Origin of the sequence: Amycolatopsis sp. CA-128772 (genome assembly GCF_002904295.1) — a bacterium.
Classification (GTDB): Bacteria; Actinomycetota; Actinomycetes; order Mycobacteriales; family Pseudonocardiaceae; genus Amycolatopsis.
Map to the genome: position 1 here is coordinate 1 of NZ_PPHG01000072.1, position 14,985 is coordinate 14,985.

At 71.0% G+C, this 14,985-nt stretch carries 14 protein-coding genes and 1 pseudogene; 8 read left to right on the forward strand and 7 right to left on the reverse strand.

The window, feature by feature from the left end; genetic code table 11:
* Positions 1-643: leucine zipper domain-containing protein (locus C2L59_RS26000; RefSeq protein WP_103351945.1), on the reverse strand; the 643-nt coding region annotated here is incomplete at its 3' end.
* A 150-nt stretch (positions 644-793) separates the two neighbouring features.
* On the opposite strand from C2L59_RS26000, the gene C2L59_RS26005 reads away from it, so the two are divergent.
* The 3 genes from C2L59_RS26005 (at position 794) to C2L59_RS26020 (ending at position 4,334) form a co-directional block, all read left to right on the forward strand.
* Complete coding sequence (locus C2L59_RS26005) at positions 794-1,399, forward strand: hypothetical protein (RefSeq protein WP_103352133.1); 606 nt, start codon at positions 794-796, stop codon at positions 1,397-1,399.
* A gap of 1,357 nt (positions 1,400-2,756) precedes the next feature.
* Positions 2,757-3,506 carry a hypothetical protein gene (locus C2L59_RS26015; protein WP_103352358.1) on the forward strand — a complete coding sequence of 250 codons (750 nt, stop codon included), beginning with the start codon at positions 2,757-2,759 and terminating at the stop codon, positions 3,504-3,506.
* A 510-nt stretch (positions 3,507-4,016) separates the two neighbouring features.
* Complete coding sequence (locus tag C2L59_RS26020) at positions 4,017-4,334, forward strand: hypothetical protein (protein WP_103352135.1); 318 nt, start codon at positions 4,017-4,019, stop codon at positions 4,332-4,334.
* A 110-nt stretch (positions 4,335-4,444) separates the two neighbouring features.
* On the opposite strand, the gene C2L59_RS26025 is transcribed toward C2L59_RS26020, so the two are convergent.
* From C2L59_RS26025 to C2L59_RS26040, 4 genes are read right to left on the reverse strand one after another with little or no spacing between them, the layout of a single operon-like run.
* Complete coding sequence (locus tag C2L59_RS26025; RefSeq protein ID WP_103352136.1) at positions 4,445-6,427, reverse strand: glycosyltransferase family 4 protein; 1,983 nt, start codon at positions 6,425-6,427, stop codon at positions 4,445-4,447.
* Positions 6,424-7,119, reverse strand: coding sequence for a DUF998 domain-containing protein (locus C2L59_RS26030; RefSeq protein WP_233223679.1), 696 nt, complete (start codon positions 7,117-7,119; stop codon positions 6,424-6,426). Before C2L59_RS26030 ends, C2L59_RS26025 begins: the two co-directional genes overlap by 4 nt.
* A 56-nt stretch (positions 7,120-7,175) precedes the next feature.
* Positions 7,176-8,555 (reverse strand): HAMP domain-containing sensor histidine kinase, encoded by a 1,380-nt coding sequence (locus C2L59_RS26035; RefSeq protein WP_103352137.1) that lies wholly within the window; start codon positions 8,553-8,555, stop codon positions 7,176-7,178.
* The gene (locus C2L59_RS26040; RefSeq protein ID WP_103352138.1) at positions 8,552-9,247 is read right to left on the reverse strand and encodes a response regulator transcription factor; all 696 of its coding nucleotides are present in this window, start codon (positions 9,245-9,247) and stop codon (positions 8,552-8,554) included. The genes C2L59_RS26035 and C2L59_RS26040 overlap by 4 nt, the downstream gene beginning before the upstream one ends.
* Positions 9,248-9,406: 159 nt before the next feature.
* Here C2L59_RS26040 and C2L59_RS26045 point away from each other — a divergent pair, with 159 nt between their 5' ends.
* The 5 genes from C2L59_RS26045 to C2L59_RS26065 all read left to right on the forward strand — a co-directional run bounded on the left by C2L59_RS26045 (position 9,407) and on the right by C2L59_RS26065 (position 13,427).
* Positions 9,407-9,862, forward strand: coding sequence for a DUF1707 domain-containing protein (locus C2L59_RS26045; RefSeq protein WP_103352361.1), 456 nt, complete (start codon positions 9,407-9,409; stop codon positions 9,860-9,862).
* A 206-nt stretch (positions 9,863-10,068) separates the two neighbouring features.
* Entirely contained in the window at positions 10,069-10,863 is a 795-nt protein-coding gene (locus C2L59_RS26050; protein WP_199199255.1) for a COG4280 domain-containing protein, read from the forward strand.
* Positions 10,860-11,069: a hypothetical protein gene (locus tag C2L59_RS26055; RefSeq protein ID WP_199199256.1), complete on the forward strand. Its 210-nt coding sequence runs from the start codon at positions 10,860-10,862 to the stop codon at positions 11,067-11,069. Before C2L59_RS26050 ends, C2L59_RS26055 begins: the two co-directional genes overlap by 4 nt.
* A 61-nt stretch (positions 11,070-11,130) precedes the next feature.
* The gene (locus C2L59_RS26060; protein ID WP_103352140.1) at positions 11,131-12,483 is read left to right on the forward strand and encodes a CopD family protein; all 1,353 of its coding nucleotides are present in this window, start codon (positions 11,131-11,133) and stop codon (positions 12,481-12,483) included.
* A 113-nt stretch (positions 12,484-12,596) separates the two neighbouring features.
* Entirely contained in the window at positions 12,597-13,427 is an 831-nt protein-coding gene (locus C2L59_RS26065; RefSeq protein WP_233223719.1) for an undecaprenyl-diphosphate phosphatase, read from the forward strand.
* Positions 13,428-13,472: 45 nt separating this feature from the next.
* On the opposite strand, the gene C2L59_RS49225 is transcribed toward C2L59_RS26065, so the two are convergent.
* Positions 13,473-14,276 carry an alkaline phosphatase family protein gene (locus tag C2L59_RS49225; protein WP_233223680.1) on the reverse strand — a complete coding sequence of 268 codons (804 nt, stop codon included), beginning with the start codon at positions 14,274-14,276 and terminating at the stop codon, positions 13,473-13,475.
* Positions 14,277-14,820: 544 nt separating this feature from the next.
* Positions 14,821-14,961 (reverse strand): annotated as a pseudogene (locus C2L59_RS49230) (hypothetical protein); the annotation flags it as partial.
* Positions 14,962-14,985 lie beyond the last annotated feature (24 nt).

The following is a 14,985-nucleotide window of genomic DNA, read 5'->3' on the forward strand; positions in this document are numbered from 1 at the left end:
GCACCGCGGTGGCGGTGGCAGCGGTCTCATCGGCGTGGATCTCGGCGTAGGCGACACGGGAATGGTCGTCGATCACCGTGTGCACGAACGCGACCCCGATCTTGGGGTTGCGGTAGGCGTTGCGGGGCTTGCCCGGGGTCGCGGCCCGGTTGCGGTCGCCTTGGGCCCGGCCCACGAACCGGTGCCCGCCGCCATTGGGGATGTTGCCGAACTTGGTGACATCGACATGCAGCAGCGAACCGGGGTGGTCGTGCTCGTAGCGGCGCAGCGGTTCGCCGGTGACCCGGTCGATGCGGGACAGGCGGTTGATCCGGCAGCGCACCAGCACCGCGTGCACCGTCGAGGCGGGCAGGCCGAGCCGGCCGCCGATCTGCACCGGCCCGAGCCGCATGCGCCACCGCAACCGCACGATCGCGCGGACCAGGTGCTCGGGTGTGCGGGCAGGGCTGCGATGCGGGCGTGAGCTGCGATCCGCCATCCCAGCTGCGCCTTCGGCGCGGTAGCGCTCGGCCCATTTGCGAGCGGTCCTGGCGGCGACCATGAACATCTTCGCCGCTGCGGTACAGGTCCAGCCCTGCTCGACGATCAGACGCGCCAGCCGCAGCCGGGTGCGTGGGGTCAGGGTGGCGTTAGGGTGGGACACGAAGGCCTCCGGTGGGTGAAGCGGTTCCTCGACAGCTCCACTTCACAGCCGGAGGCCTTCACCTGTCAGCACGACAGGCCGACAACGGGTCACCTCAACTCGGGACAACGTCCCTGGACATCACAGCTAGCCAAGACGATTCGGTCGGAGGTGGAAGACCTCAGCGCCGCCTTCACAATCGACTGCAGCGTCCTTGTCAAGATCGGCAGCGACGCGGTGCAAGTCCTTACCGCCAACAGCGGTCAAGGGTCCGAGACTGTTCCGCTAGGACATCGCCAGCCCATCATCCCGCCGCTCGGTGCGGTGTTCATGGTGGGTGCGACACCCGCGGAGATCGAGGCGTGGATGCAGCGGGCGCCCGACGACAGCCAAGACCGTCGCACCCTTCACGGCCGCCTGCTCGCGACGGTACGTGATCGTGGCTACTCGCTCCTTACTGCCGAGCCTGAGCTGCTGCAGCGTCATCAGGCTGTGCTGACGGAATTCGAGCGGTCCGACCGGCTGCCCCGGCAGGAACGCGACGTGCGGCAGGCGACCGCCGCTCTCGTCGATCTGTTCTGCCCTGACCTGGTCGTTGGCCGGCGCTACGACCTCGCATCGATCGTGGTGCCGGTCCCCGCTACCGCAGACTTGCCGCCGATGGCTTTGCGGATGACCGGGATGCCGAAGTCCGCGCCGACCGAACAGGTCGAGTCCTGGATCCACGGCCTGAGGCGAGTGGCCGCCGCGGCGGCCGCGGCCGGCACCTCCGAGTGATCGGGCGGACTGACCACGCCGCTGGCCGAAGGCACTTGGGCGGTCCGGCAGTCCGGCGCCTACCGGCTGTAGGACACCATCGAGCACGCCGCCGCCGCATTCGACACCTCGACCGGCCCGACGCCACCCGCTCGGCGTGACCGCGCTCAACGTGCCGGGCAAGCAGTTCATCTGGCTCGACGACCCCGACAGCGACCACAGCTGGCCGCTGCTCAGTGACTCCTGAGCAGGTTCTGCGGTCAAACCCGGCGCGCCTAGCGGTGATCGTCCACATTGAGCGTGTGCTGAGCGTCGCGGCAGATCCGGTCGACAGTGTCGTGCAGGCTGGAGGTCTGCGGGATCACGATCTCGCCGGGCACGGCCAGCAGGTCTTCGAGGCTCTTGCAAGCCCCTCTCGACCCGCCCGGCGTCTCCTGGAGATGGCCGCTACCTGGCCAGATGCGAACTGCCGGGCCAGGGGCCCGGGCGCGAGCGGCCGGGACTCGAGGTCGGCGACGAGGCGTTCATTCACCTTGACGTCGCCCACGCTACCAACACCCGGACCACAGTCCTCCTCGAAACGCTGCTCAGCTGGGCCGGCGAGCACCAGCGGCACCCGACCGGAGGCATCCGGCAGGTCCTCGCACCGACCCCACCACCTGTCGGCGCCCGTGCGGACTGCGACTGGGCGATGCCACTGCGTTCACGCGGGTGAGGAGGGGTCCATCCCGTGATCTTGGAATACCCATCTTGTTGCCAATGTGGCGGGGCTCGTTGAGAGGACGCTGAGCGTCGCATGGCACACGCTTCGCGAGCGCCTCCGACTCCAGTCCATCGGGACGGAGGCACGATCGGGGGCGAGTCAGGACAGCGCGCCACGGACGGGGTTGGTGCAGATGATGGCGAAGCTCGAGGGACTCGGGCGCATGCCGGAGCCTGCTGGTCTGTGATCGCGGCGGTGCTCGCCTTCGGTGAAGCAGCCGGCTGATCTGCATGGCGCTTCCAGGGACGTCCGGTAGGACCTGCGTTCCCCAGCGCGCGTCGGCGCGGGGCGTGAGTACGGGTTGCTGCTCGCTTTGTCGCGGCAGCATCGGTCACCGCCGTCGGCCAGGACCTCAGCTACGGCCCGCTTCTGGTGCTCGCAGCTGTTGCGGTGGTGGTGACCTGGTGGGGAAGATTACGCGTCGTCGTGCGGTTTCTGCTGGGCGATTGACGGAAGGTGGCTGCTGACCGTCAGGGCTGGAGTCGGGCTGGCGCGTGCCGACGTGGAATGCCGGGTACGCCGCGGTTAGCGGGTGGCAAAACCTCATGCCTGCGATGTCACTGGATGGGCTGACGGCAGACCTCCGGCGGTGGCTGCCGCGCTTGAATGGTGATCATGAGCAAGCTTCCTCAGGTCACGGCGGTCTTCTGGATCATGAAGATCGCGGCCACCACGCTCGGCGAGACGGCAGGTGACCTGCTTGCCCAGACGATGCAGGTCGGCTACCTCGCCAGCTCGGCGATCCTCATCGGACTGTTTCTGGCGAGTCTCGTGACACAGCTGGCAGTGAAAACTTTTCACCCGGTGCTGTACTGGACGGTCATCCTGTCGACCAGTACCGCCGGTACGACTATGTCGGACTTCATGAACCGCAGTGCCGGACTCGGTTACGCCACGGGTGCGCTGGTCCTGATCGCCGCCCTCGCCACGGTGTTCGCCGTTTGGAAGGCCAGCGGGCATTCTTTCGCCGTGCAGAAGATCGACTCGTTGAGCGGTGAACTGCTGTACTGGACGGCGATTTTGTTCTCCAACACACTGGGCACCTCGCTGGGTGACTTCCTCGCTGACGATTCCGGCCTCGGCTTCGGGGGCACCGCCCTGGTGATCAGCGGTGTCCTGCTGCTCGTCGTGACGGCGATGAAGACGACGCGCGTCTCGCAGACGCTGCTGTTTTGGGTCGCCTTCGTTCTGACGCGTCCGCTCGGCGCGTCTGCCGGTGACTTCGTCAGCAAACCGGTCGACGCCGGCGGGCTGGGATACGGCACGACCGGGGCCTCGGCGCTGCTCGGCGCGGTCCTCGTGGCACTGATCGTGTACACCACGTGGCAACAGCGGCAGGCCCGGGCCGTCGAATACGCCGCCTGATCAAGTCGGTGTCGTCAAGCTTGGCGACGATGTGGTCGACGCCGGCTTGGGCCTGATCGAGGGTGGCGTCGTCGGCGAGGGGGCGCCACCAGCGTCGCGCGGCGGAGTCGTTGGCCTGTCGACCAGGCTTTGCGGTTCCCTCGCCGGGGTGGGCAGGCGACGGACCGGACGCCGCCGTGCATGGCGACCTGGGCGGACGCAGCGATGATCTGCTCGGAGGAGGAGTAGCAGACCGTGGTCATCCGGTCGAACCCGCGTGGCTGCCTGCCGGGCCGCGTTCAAGCACGGAGTGATCACGGCCTTGTCACCGCCAGCACGTCGTCGCAGCGTCGATTGCGCCACTTGGGTGACGACGGGGTACACGAGAGTGTTGATCTTTGTGGTTTGAGGTAACCCGATCCGCCGGAATCTCGACCGAATCGGATAGCGCGCGGCGACAGTTTGTCACGCCGGATCGGACGCTCGGAGGGGAGGCCGGCAGCCGCGGGAGTGGTCAGGAGGGCGGCCGGAATGAACGCACAACACCCGTTGCTCGCAGCGCTGACGTACCGGGCGCGGCACGCCCGCGGGCAGTCGCGGTGGTGGCTGCTGCCGGCTTTGCTGATCGCGGCGGCCGTCATCGCGATCGCCGACAGCCCGGGTGCGTTCGTCGTGGTCAGTGTGGTGGCCGCGGCGGCCGGGGTGTTCGGCGGGCTGTGGCGGCGGTGTTCGCGCGCCGCTGCACAGATCGAAGAGATACTCTCCACCGAGCTGGCTGCCGGTGAGGAGCCACTCGGAGAGAGCCGTGGCCCGGTTCAGTATGGCGACGACGCGCGACCACCCGGGTGAGCCCACGTGGTGCTCCCCGGCCTGTTGGCAATCGGCGCGACCACCCTGCCCCTTCCATAGGGCTGATAGGCGCCCAGGCCGACCTGCGTTGGCCGAAGCGCCTACCCGGGTCACGCGGCCTGGCCGACGGTGACGGGCGTGGAAAGCCCGAGCAGGGTCCGGTACTGCGTCTCGAAAGTCGTGAGCGTGCCGTCGATGTCGTGCCGGGCGATGACGGCCCGGGATGCCTCGCCCATCCGGGCGCGCGTCTCCGGGTCGGCGGCCAGGTCGGCGATCCACCGCGAGATCGTCGTGATCGCGCCCGGTTCGAACAGGTAGCCGTTTTCGCCGTGGTGGACCAGGTGGGGCAGGGCGAGCGCGTCGGCGGCGATGACCGGGAGGCCCGCGGCCATGGCCTCCATCGTGGCGAGGCTCTGCAGTTCGGCGGTCCCCGGCATGCAGAAGACGTCGGCTGCGGCGTAGCGGTGCACGAGTTCGGCGTCGGAGACGAACCCGTGGAACGTCACGCGGTCGGTGACTCCCAGCTCGGCGGCGAGGTCTTCGAGCTCGTGGCGGCGGGTGCCGTCGCCGACGAGGTCCGCGCGGACGTGGGGGAGTGGAGCCAGGGCGCGCAGCAACTGGTCGATGTTCTTCTCCGCGTCGAGCCGGCCCACGAACAGGACCGACATCGGCCGGTCGGCCGGGCGGGCCGGTGCGGCGTAGTGGGCGAGGTCGATGCCGCAGGAGACGACCTGCGCCGGGCGGTCGAGGCCGATCCCCGCGAGTACCTGGGCCGCTCGCGGGGTCGGCGTGGTGACGATGCGCGTGTCGCGGTAGACGCGCACGAGGTCTTTCCACGCCCAGCGGGTGATCGCGTCTTTGAGCCATCGGGGGAACGGCGTGTAGCCGAGGAGGTTGTCCGGCATGAAGTGGTTGGTGGCCATGCCCGGGACATCGCGTTCGGCGGCGGCTTCGAGGAGGGCGCGGCCGACGCCGAAGTGGGCTTGGACGTGGACGACGTTCGGGCGGACGCGGTCCAGGATCTCGCCGGCGGCCGTCCGGGCGCCGCCGGGGGTGCAGAACCGGTACTCGCTGTGGAACGGGATGGCGCGTGAGCGGAGCCGGTGGATCGTGTAGCCGTCGCGCCGTTCGGTCCGGGCCGGGCCGTCGTCGGACGGGCAGACGACGTGGACGTCGTGGCCGCGGCCGACGAGCCCGCGGGCCAGGCGCTCGGCGAAGAAGGCCGCCCCGTTGATGTTGGGCGGGAACGTGTCGGCGCCGATCAGGACGCGAAGGCCGGTCGGGTGCACGGGGTTCTCCTCGGATTTAGGTGGGACCTGCGGAACGGCACCGGCGAGCACGCGCACACCGGCGAGAGCGACGACCGCGGCGAGCGCGGCCGCGGGCTGGGGGACCTCGCCGTAGGCCAGGGCGGCCACGGCAACGGCGGTGAGGGGATCGAGCACGGTCGTCGTGCCGACGACGACGGCGGTGGGCCCCGCGGCGTACGCGCGGTGCAGAATCACGCCACCGGCGCCGAGCAACAGCAGCGCCTGTCCACCGAGCAGAACCGCGATCGCCGGTGCCTGAGACGCGGCGGCGTGCACGACCGACGCGCCGAGTCCGAAAAGGACGGCTGCCGCGGCGGCGAGCGCGGTGCACCCTGCTCGGGCGAACCAGGCGAGCGCTGCGACGGCGAACCCGGTCACGGCAACGACTTCGGCCGTCTCCGCGTTGATGTTCGTGACGGGGGCGGCCGAGGCCGCGAGGGCCACGAAACCGGCCACGCCCGCCACGACGAGCACGACCGCGGCCACCACGCGGCGGTTGCGGGCGCGCCGCCCGAACAGGACGGTCAGGACCAGGCTGAGCACTCCGAGTGGCTGGACCACCGGGAGCGGGGCCAGGGAAAGCGCGACGACGTGCAGCAGGCTGCCGCCGGTCGCCAGCCCGGTGCCGGCCCACCAGCCGGGGGAGCGCAGGAGCCGGGCCAGACTGCGCAACCCGGGCGTGCCGTCGACGGCCAGATCGGTCACCTCGGCGTGCTGCCGGGACGCCGCCAGCGCGAACAGCACGGCGGCGGCCAGAGCGCAGACGATGGCGAGTGCAGTCATCGGACACCCCGCCCGGATTCGGCCGCCACGGCTTCGGCTCGCGCGACCACAGCCGGTTCGGTCGTGGTCGGCGGGTGAACCGCGCGGGCGGCGCGCCGCAGGGCTACCGCGATCGTGGTGACGATGAAGAACTCGGCCAGCAGCGCGGCGCGTTCGAGCAAGCCGGCCGGGAGCCAGGTGATCACCTGGGCCGCGCTGAACCCGGCCGCGGTCGCGACGCCGGCGATCGCACCGCGCCGGAGCGCCGGGGCCGCCGTGACCCATCGGGACTCGACGTGCAACCGGGTGCTCAGCGTCCAGGCCGCGAGCGGAGGGCTGGCGAACAGCACCGCGCCGCCGGCGCGGTGGATCTCTCCGGACACGGTGGGTTCCGCCGCGCTGACGTTGCTCCGGAAGACTAGGACCACCGTGATCCCGGCCGTCCAGAGCAGGAAGAGCGTGCTCATCAGCGGGCTGCGGGGCAACGCCGCGAGCTGTGCGGCGATCGCCAGCGTGGCCGCGGAGGCGAGCAGCAGCAGGAGGGCGAGCGTGAACAGCGGCCGGCCGCCGCGGTGCCAGGCGTAGTCGCTGACCGGGTCACGCCAGGGGCTCACGTTGCCGGCGAACCCGAAGGTCAGGCCCGTGATGATCGCCTGCGCGAGCGCGGCCGTGACCAGCGTCAGCGTGGGTGCGAGCGCGGTCCGTGGAATCACTCCTCAGACGGTGTCGCCCGTCCGTGAGAGTTCGATGAAGATCGCGCTGAGTTTCCTTAAGAAGCGGCCAGCGGGAAGACGAGGTCGAACCGGGCGCCGCCGCTGCCGGCGCGGGCGGCCGTGGCCTGCCCGCCGTGCTGGGTGACGACCTGCTCGACGATCGCCAGCCCGAGCCCGGAGCCCGGGAGTGCCCGGGCGGCGTCGGCCCGGTAGAACCGCTCGAACACGTGCGGCAGATCCGCCTCGGGAACGCCCGGACCTTCGTCGTCGACGCGCACGCGCACCCGGCCGTCCCCGGCCGCCATGGTCACGTGCACCTTTCCCCCGGGCGGCGACCACTTGGCGGCGTTGTCGAGCACGTTGAGCACCGCCCGCTCCACGGCCACGGGGCGCGCGAGCACGTCGGCCTCGACCAGCTCGGCTTCGAACGCGACGTTCGGCCACCGCGACCGGGTGCGTTCGACGGCCGCGGTGACGATGTCGGCCAGCCCGAGGCGCTCCTCGGCTTCGGTCGGCCGTTCTCCGGTGGACAGGTCGACCAGCTCGCCGATCAGGGCCGTCAGCTCGACGGCCTGGGTGTCGAGGTCGGTCAGCAGCCGGGACCGGTCTTCGGCCGAAAGCTGCCGCTCGGGGTTGGCGTCGGCGTGGATCAGCAGCTCGATGTTGTTGCGCAGGCTCGTCAACGGCGTCCGCAGCTCGTGCCCGGCGTCCTCGACCAGCCGCCGCTGCTCGTCGCGGGAGCGGCTCAGCGCGCCGAGCATCGCGTTGAACGACGTCGCCAGCCGTCCGATCTCCCCGGACGCCGTGACGTCGATCGCCGCCGACAGCTCCTGCGTGCGAGCCACGTTCTCGGCGGCGGAGGTGAGGTCGTCGACCGGCTGGAGCGCCGAACGGGCGATCGCCCGGCCGACCACGGTGGCGCCGAGCACCCCGACGGCGGACACCACGAGGAGCCAGAAGCCCAGCCGGCCCAAAGCGTCCTCGACGTCTTCGGAGCCCTGGGCGACCTGGACCGTGCCCCCGTCGGACCGCGGGGCCGTCCACATGCGGAAATGGCTCTCGTCGCGGTGGACGTTGGCTGCCCGGCTGACGGAGAACGGCGCTTGCGGCGGTGGGGGCGGCAGTTCCGGGAGCGCGCCCGCGATCCCGGTGACCCTGCCGGCGGCCGAGCTGAACTGGACGGTCAGGCCGGTGTTCCGGTCCGGCCCGGGCTTGGTGGTAAAGCGCAGGGTCGAGAGCGCTTCCTCCGGTGAGGAGGCTTTCGCGGCGAGCTGGGCGTAGGACTGCAGCCGGGCGTCGAACTGGTCGTAGAGGTCGGCCCGGGTGATGCCCCAGGAGATCGCCGAGACCGTCACGACGGTGAGTGCGACCGCGGCCGCCACCAGGACGCCGAGCCGGGCGCGCAGGGACAGCGTCTTCCAGCGGGGCCGCTTCACAGCGGCTCCTCGCGCAGTACGTAGCCGACGCCGCGCACGGTGTGCAGCAGCCGGGACCCGCCGTCGGCCTCGAGCTTGCGGCGCAGGTAGCTGACGTAGACGTCGAGCCCGTTGGACGCGGCCCCGAAGTCGTAGCCCCACACGTGCTCGAACATGACCGACCGGGTCAGCACGATCCGGGGGTGATGCAGGAACGTTTCGAGCATCGCGAACTCGGTGCGGGTCAGGTGCAGCGGCCGGTCGCCGCGGAAGACCTCCCGGGTCGCCGGGTCGAGGGTGACGTCCGCGAATCGCAGCGCCGCGGGAGCGGGGGGTGCGGAGGGGACGTGGTATTCGGTGCGCCGCAGCAGCGCGCGCACCCGGGCCAGCAGCTCCTGCAGCGCGAACGGCTTGACGAGGTAGTCGTCGGCTCCCGCGTCGAGGCCGGCCACCCGGTCGGTGACGGCGGTGCGCGCGGTCAGCATCAGGACCGGCACCGTGTTGCCTTCCGCGCGCAGGACTCGGCACACCTCGAGGCCGCCGAGCACCGGCATCGTGACGTCGAGCAGCACGCCGTCCGGGTTCTCGTCGCGGATCGCGGCGAGCCCGGCGGCTCCGTCGCCCGCGATGGAGACGGTGTAGCCCTCGAACCGCAGCGTGCGCGAGAGCGAGTTCTGCAGGGCCGTCTCGTCGTCGACGATCACCAGGTGCACCCGGCGTCCCTTCGTCCTGGGTCCGATGACACACGGTAACTGTAGTTGAGGTTTTGGCGCGGGAGCCGAACTCTCATCGAAGATTAACGTTCGCCCGTGTCCGGCGGCCCTTTCCGCGGTTAGCCTCGGGGAAGTGATTTCCGAGCGGAAGGGGAAATGATGAGCGAGAACGCGCTGGGTACCACCGTGCCCGAGGGGATCCGTTGCTCGGATGCGGAACGTGAGCAGGTCCGGGCCGCCCTCTACGCGGCGGCCGGTGAGGGCCGCCTGACGATGGCGGAGGTCGAGGAACGCCTCGGACGCCTCGAGGAGTTCCGCTACCGGCACGAACTGGCGTCGGTGACCGCCGACCTGCCCGCGCCGGAGCCGCGCACCGCCCTGGGGTGGCGGCAGATCCTGGCGGCCGCGGGCGCGGCGCTCGCCGCCGAGGTCGCGGTGCTGCGTGGCCGGGCTCCGGAACCTGCGCCCGGCCGGCGCCGGCTGCTGATCGTCGCCACCGTCCTCATCGGACTCCTGATCACCGCGGCGATCGTCGTGAGTGCGGTGCACGGTTTCGGCGCGGACGGATTCGAAGGGCACGAGGCGAACGCCATCGAGCGCGGCCACGGCGGGTGAGGTCCGATCCGACGATTACGCCCGGCACCACCACGTCGATGCCTCACCGTCAGCTCGGCGAAGCGGCGCAGCGCGCGGACCAGGGGCCTCGCGGATCGCGCAATCGTCGCCGGCGAGCATGACGCGATGCGGCATGCGGCCGTCAGGCCCGGTCTCCCGGCGATGACCGGTAGTGTCGGTGCGTCCGCGTGGCTCACCGTCCTTGCGTGAGTACGGAGGAGGTCCACATGGCCGGCGGAGCGTTGTTCCTCGCCGTCTTCCTGGCGTGCGTCGTCGAAGCGGTGGAGGCCGTGACGATCGTGCTGGCGGCGGGCACCGCGCGGGACTGGCGCTCGGCGCTGACCGGCGTGGCGGCCGGACTGCTCGTCCTGGCCGCCCTGGTGGCGGCGCTCGGCCCCGCGTTGGCCGTCGTCCCCTTGGACTGGCTGCGCATCGTGGTCGGCGGCCTCCTGCTGATCTTCGGCCTGCAGTGGCTGCGCAAGGCGGTGCTGCGCGCCAGCGGCCACAAGGCGGTGCACGACGAGGCCGCGATCTTCCGGGCCGAACTCACCACCGCACAAGCTGCCGGCACGGGATCCCGCGGGGTGATCCGGGACTGGTACGCGTTCACCCTCTCCTTCAAGGGCGTGCTGCTGGAAGGGCTCGAGGTCGCGTTCATCGTGCTGACCTTCGGCGCCAACCAGCACCAGGTGCCCCTCACCGCGCTCGCGGCCGCGGCCGCGGTCCTGCTGGTGACCGCCGCCGCGCTCGCCGTCCGCGCACCGCTGGCGCGGGTGCCCGAAAACACCCTCAAGTTCGCGGTCGGTATCCTGCTCGCTTCGTTCGGGATCTTCTGGGGTGCGGAGGGCGCGGGGGCGCACTGGCCGGGCGAAGACGCGGCGTTGCTGGTGATCATTCCCGCGGTGGCGACCTATGCGCTGGCCCTGGTCGCGTTCTTGCGCCGCGCCGGGCAGTCCCGTGATTCGGTGCTGCCGGTACGCACCGTGGAGGGCGACCTGTGACGATCCGTGCACGGCTGCGTGCCTTCGCGGCGTTCTGGTACGACTTCGTCGTGGGCGACGACTGGCGCGCCGCATTCGCAGTGGTGCTCGCGCTCGGAGTCACCTTCGTGCTGGGCCGGCTGTCGGTGAACGCGTGGTTCGTCCTGCCTGCCGCGGTGGCCGTGGTCCTGCCGTGGAGCCTGTGGCGGGCCGTGCGCAGGCGCTGAGTCCGGCGGTACCCCGGCCGCGGCCGGTCGTCCCGCCGATCCGCTGCCCGCGGCCGGCGAGGTGCTCGGCCAAGGCGCGGTGTACCTCGGCCTCGGCGGCTGGATCGGTTCGATGCTGCTGCTGTTCCTGCTCCGGCCGCACGACGACGGGCGCCGGGTGCTGAGGGCGCGGCTGCTGCGGACCGGCGCCGTCCTCGCCACGGTCGGCCTGTTCGGCGGCGTGGTCATCATGCTGGTACGGGCCGCGGCTTTCGGCGCGGACGTCGTTCCGCTGGCGTGGCAGCTGATCCCCGGCAGCAGCGCCGGACCACCCTGGGTGGCCAGGGAGACCGCCGCCGCGGGCATGGTCGTCGTGTCGGTGGCCGCCTTGCGACGGGGCTCGCTGCGGAGGAGGGCGACGGCCGTCGTCGTCTCGGTCCTGGCGCTCGTCGCCGCGGCCGCCACCGCGCTGCTGGGGCATCTCGCCCGTTCCGGTCCGCTGCTGCTGGCCACCGACGTCGTCCACATCCTGGCCACCATGACTTGGGCCGGGACGGTCATCGTCGCGGGAGCTGCGCTGGTCGGCCGGCGGGGAGACCGCGAGCAGGCCCGGGAGGTGCTCCGCCGCTTCGGCCTGATCGCGACCGGCGCGCTGACCTTGCTGGTCGCCTCCGGGCTGCTCCTGGCCGGCGACCGGGTGGCGTCGCTCGACGCGCTCCTGCTCTCCACCTACGGCCGGATCCTGCTGCTTAAGGCCGGGCTCGTGGCCGTCGCCGCCCTGGCCGGGCTCGTCACGACGCTCAGCCTCCACGGACGCCACCGCGATCCCGGCCGGACCCGGCCCGCCGTCCGGACCGAGATGATGGCGTTGGCCGGCGTTCTGGTGGCGACGGCGGGGCTGGTGTCGACCCACCAGGCGAGCGGACCGCAATGGCGCCCGCCCGAGCCGGTGACCGCGCAGAACTCGCTGACGGCCGACGACCTGGTCGGCACCGTCGACGTGCGGCCGAACCTGCCGGGCCGCAACTTCGTCACGTTGAGCCTCTTCGACACCCGCCGTCCGGCACCCGCTCCCATCCAAGCCGTCGAAGTGCTCCTGCGAGCTCCGGACGGGACGGTGACGAGCCCGGCCGGACCGAGCTCCTACCTGCTGGCGACCGACGACCTCGCGACCGGTGGCCCCTGGACGATCACGGTGACGGCAGTGCGGCCCGGTCTCGTCCCGGCGACGGCGAGCCTGGACTGGACTGTCCCGCCTGCCGCGGTTTTCGCCCGGCAGCCCGTCTACTCCTGGTCACCGCTGACCGCGTATACCGGGTGGCTCGCGATCGTCGTGCTCCTGGTGGGTGGGGCGGCCTTGCGGCTGGTCACCCGCCGGACACGACGGACTCGTGAGCGTGAAAGCGTGTCGGCGGCAGCGGTATCGCGCTCGTGACGAAGGGCAAACGGACAGCCAACCGGCGGGCGGTTCCTCTCGCCGGTGAGGCTGGTCGCTACTGTTCGGCGCGCCCCCGATTCCGCCGGTAGCGAAGGACAAGACTGTTGAGCGTGATCGACATCGGCCAGTCCGTCATCCTGGGAGTCGTCGAAGGGCTGACCGAGTTCCTGCCGGTCTCCTCGACCGGGCACCTGAAGATCGCGGAGGGATTCCTCGGCATCCCGGTGGACGACCAGGCGGTGGTGGGTTTCACCGCGGTGATCCAGGTCGGCGCCATCGCGGCAGTGCTGGTCTATTTCTTCCGGGACATCATCCGGTTCGCCGCGGCGTGGGGCCGCGGGCTGGTGCGGCCGGAGGCGCGGCAGGAGCACGACTACAAGTTCGCGTGGTGGGTCATCTTCGCCACGGTGCCGATCGTCGTGGCGGGCCTGCTGTTCCAGCCGCTGATCAAGGGGCCGCTGGCTTCCCTGTGGGTGGTCGCCGGATCGCTGATCGCCGGGAGTGCCGTCATGTGGGCCGCCGACCGGTTCGGCACGGGCGAGCGCCGGGAGGCCGAGACGACGCTGCCGGACGCGATGCTGGTCGGTTCGTCGCAGATCCTCGCCCTCCTGTTCCCGGGTTTCTCCCGGTCCGGGGCCACCATTTCCACCGGCCTCCTGCGTGGGCTGGACCGCGTCGCGGCGACGCGGTTGTCGTTCTTCCTGTCCATTCCCGCGCTGACCGGCGCCGGTGTGTACGAGCTGAAGGACGCGGTCGGTGGCGGGGTGGACGTACTGCCGTTGCTCGTCGGAACGGTGGTGTCGTTCGTCGTCGCTTACGCGTCCATCGCGTGGCTGCTGAAGTTCGTGGCGGGGCACACTTTCACGGCTTTTGTGATCTACCGGGTCGTCGTCGGTATCGCGCTGCTGGGTCTGCTGGTGACCGGCGTCCTCAATCCCTGACCGGAACGGCCGCCCGGCCGGGGACGAACCCCGGCCGGGCGGACGCTACCGGGAAAGGACCTCGGTGCCTTCGATGCGCACGGCTTGCAGCGCGTCCGGCCGCAGGCCCAGCAGCCGCAGGATCGTCGGCGCGATCTGCGTGGTGCCGACGGGCGTGGTGACCGAATGAGGGCGGCCGGTTCCGGTGATCACCAGCGGGACGTCGCGGTCGTCGGCCGCGGCTCCGCCGTGTTCGGCGATTTTCTTGGTGCCGCCGGTGTAGACGACGCCGTAACGCGCGATGCCGACGAGTTCGGGCACCCGCGGGTCGCCGGGCCGGGCGTGGAAGTAGCGGGCGGCGTCCTCGCCCGAGTAGGCGCGGTCGAGTCCGGAGTGGGCGAACGGCTTGGGCGCTCCGGAGATGTCGTTGCCGAGCCCGGATCGGGTAAGCAGGTAGTTCTTGGCGAACGTCGTCGCGGCGGTGGAACGGTCGGTCAGCCACAGCAGCATGGCGTCGTCGTCGGTGGCCTGGGCCACGAGATCGGCCGCGCCGGGGTGGGCGGCGCGCCACGCGGCGTCGAGACCGTCGAGCAGGGCGCCGTCGTCGATCCTCGTCAGGGCGGACGGGGCGGTCGGCGACTGGCCGTGCTTGGCCGAGAGGATGATGATCGTGTTCCGGTCGAGGTGACGTCGCTTCAGTTCGGCGGTGATGGCGCCGAGCTGCTGGTCGACGAAGTCCAGCGCCGAACTCAGCACCGGACCCGGACCACCACCGGGCAGGTAGCCGCCGGTGCGGCCACCGGAGAGCCGCAGTTTCTCCGCTGTCGAAACGGACTGGAAGTTGAGTCCGAAGATGGCCGGCGTACCCACCCGGTGGGTTCCGCTGTGGTCGTAGCCGCCGATCGTTGAGCACCGCGCGGACTTTGTAGGAGTCGTAACGCTGGGTCGCGGCGTTGTCGGTGGTCCAGTCGCCGGTCGTGCCGGGGACCAGGCTGTTGATCTCCGGGGTGAACAGATCCTGCACGCCGGTACCCGTCGGCCCGTCGAGGATTTCGTACGCGGGGTGCTTGTCGGCCCACGCGGTGCGCAGGCCGGCTTGCCGGGCGACCTCGAACACGGTGTTCACCTGGAGGTACTGATGCGGGTAGACGGGCGCGCAGGTACGCGGATCCACGGGCAGCCGGGCCGGGTCGAGGAGCGACTGCGGTGCTCCGGTCATGGCGAGGACGTTGCCGGGCAGGCCGGGCAGACCCTGGCCCGCGTCGATGGCGTTCTTCGTGCGGTCGAGGTCTTCGGTGTAGTTCACGGCCGTTCCGGGCCGTGCGCCGCCGCAGGAGGTCGTGCCGGCCGGGAGGAGAGCACGGTTGTAGGTCACGTCGTAGTAGACCCCGGTCGTCGCCGGCCCACCGCCGGTGACCTGGGCGAGCAGTCCGGGGAAGGAGTCCGACGGCACGGGAGTGCGGGCGTGGGTGTACTCGGTGCCGTGACCGAGAAGGCCGGCCAACGTCGAGCCCGGGTGGGTTGCGGTGTAGCGGTCGAGGTCCGACTGGTGCATGCCGTCCACCGAGATGAGCAGGAC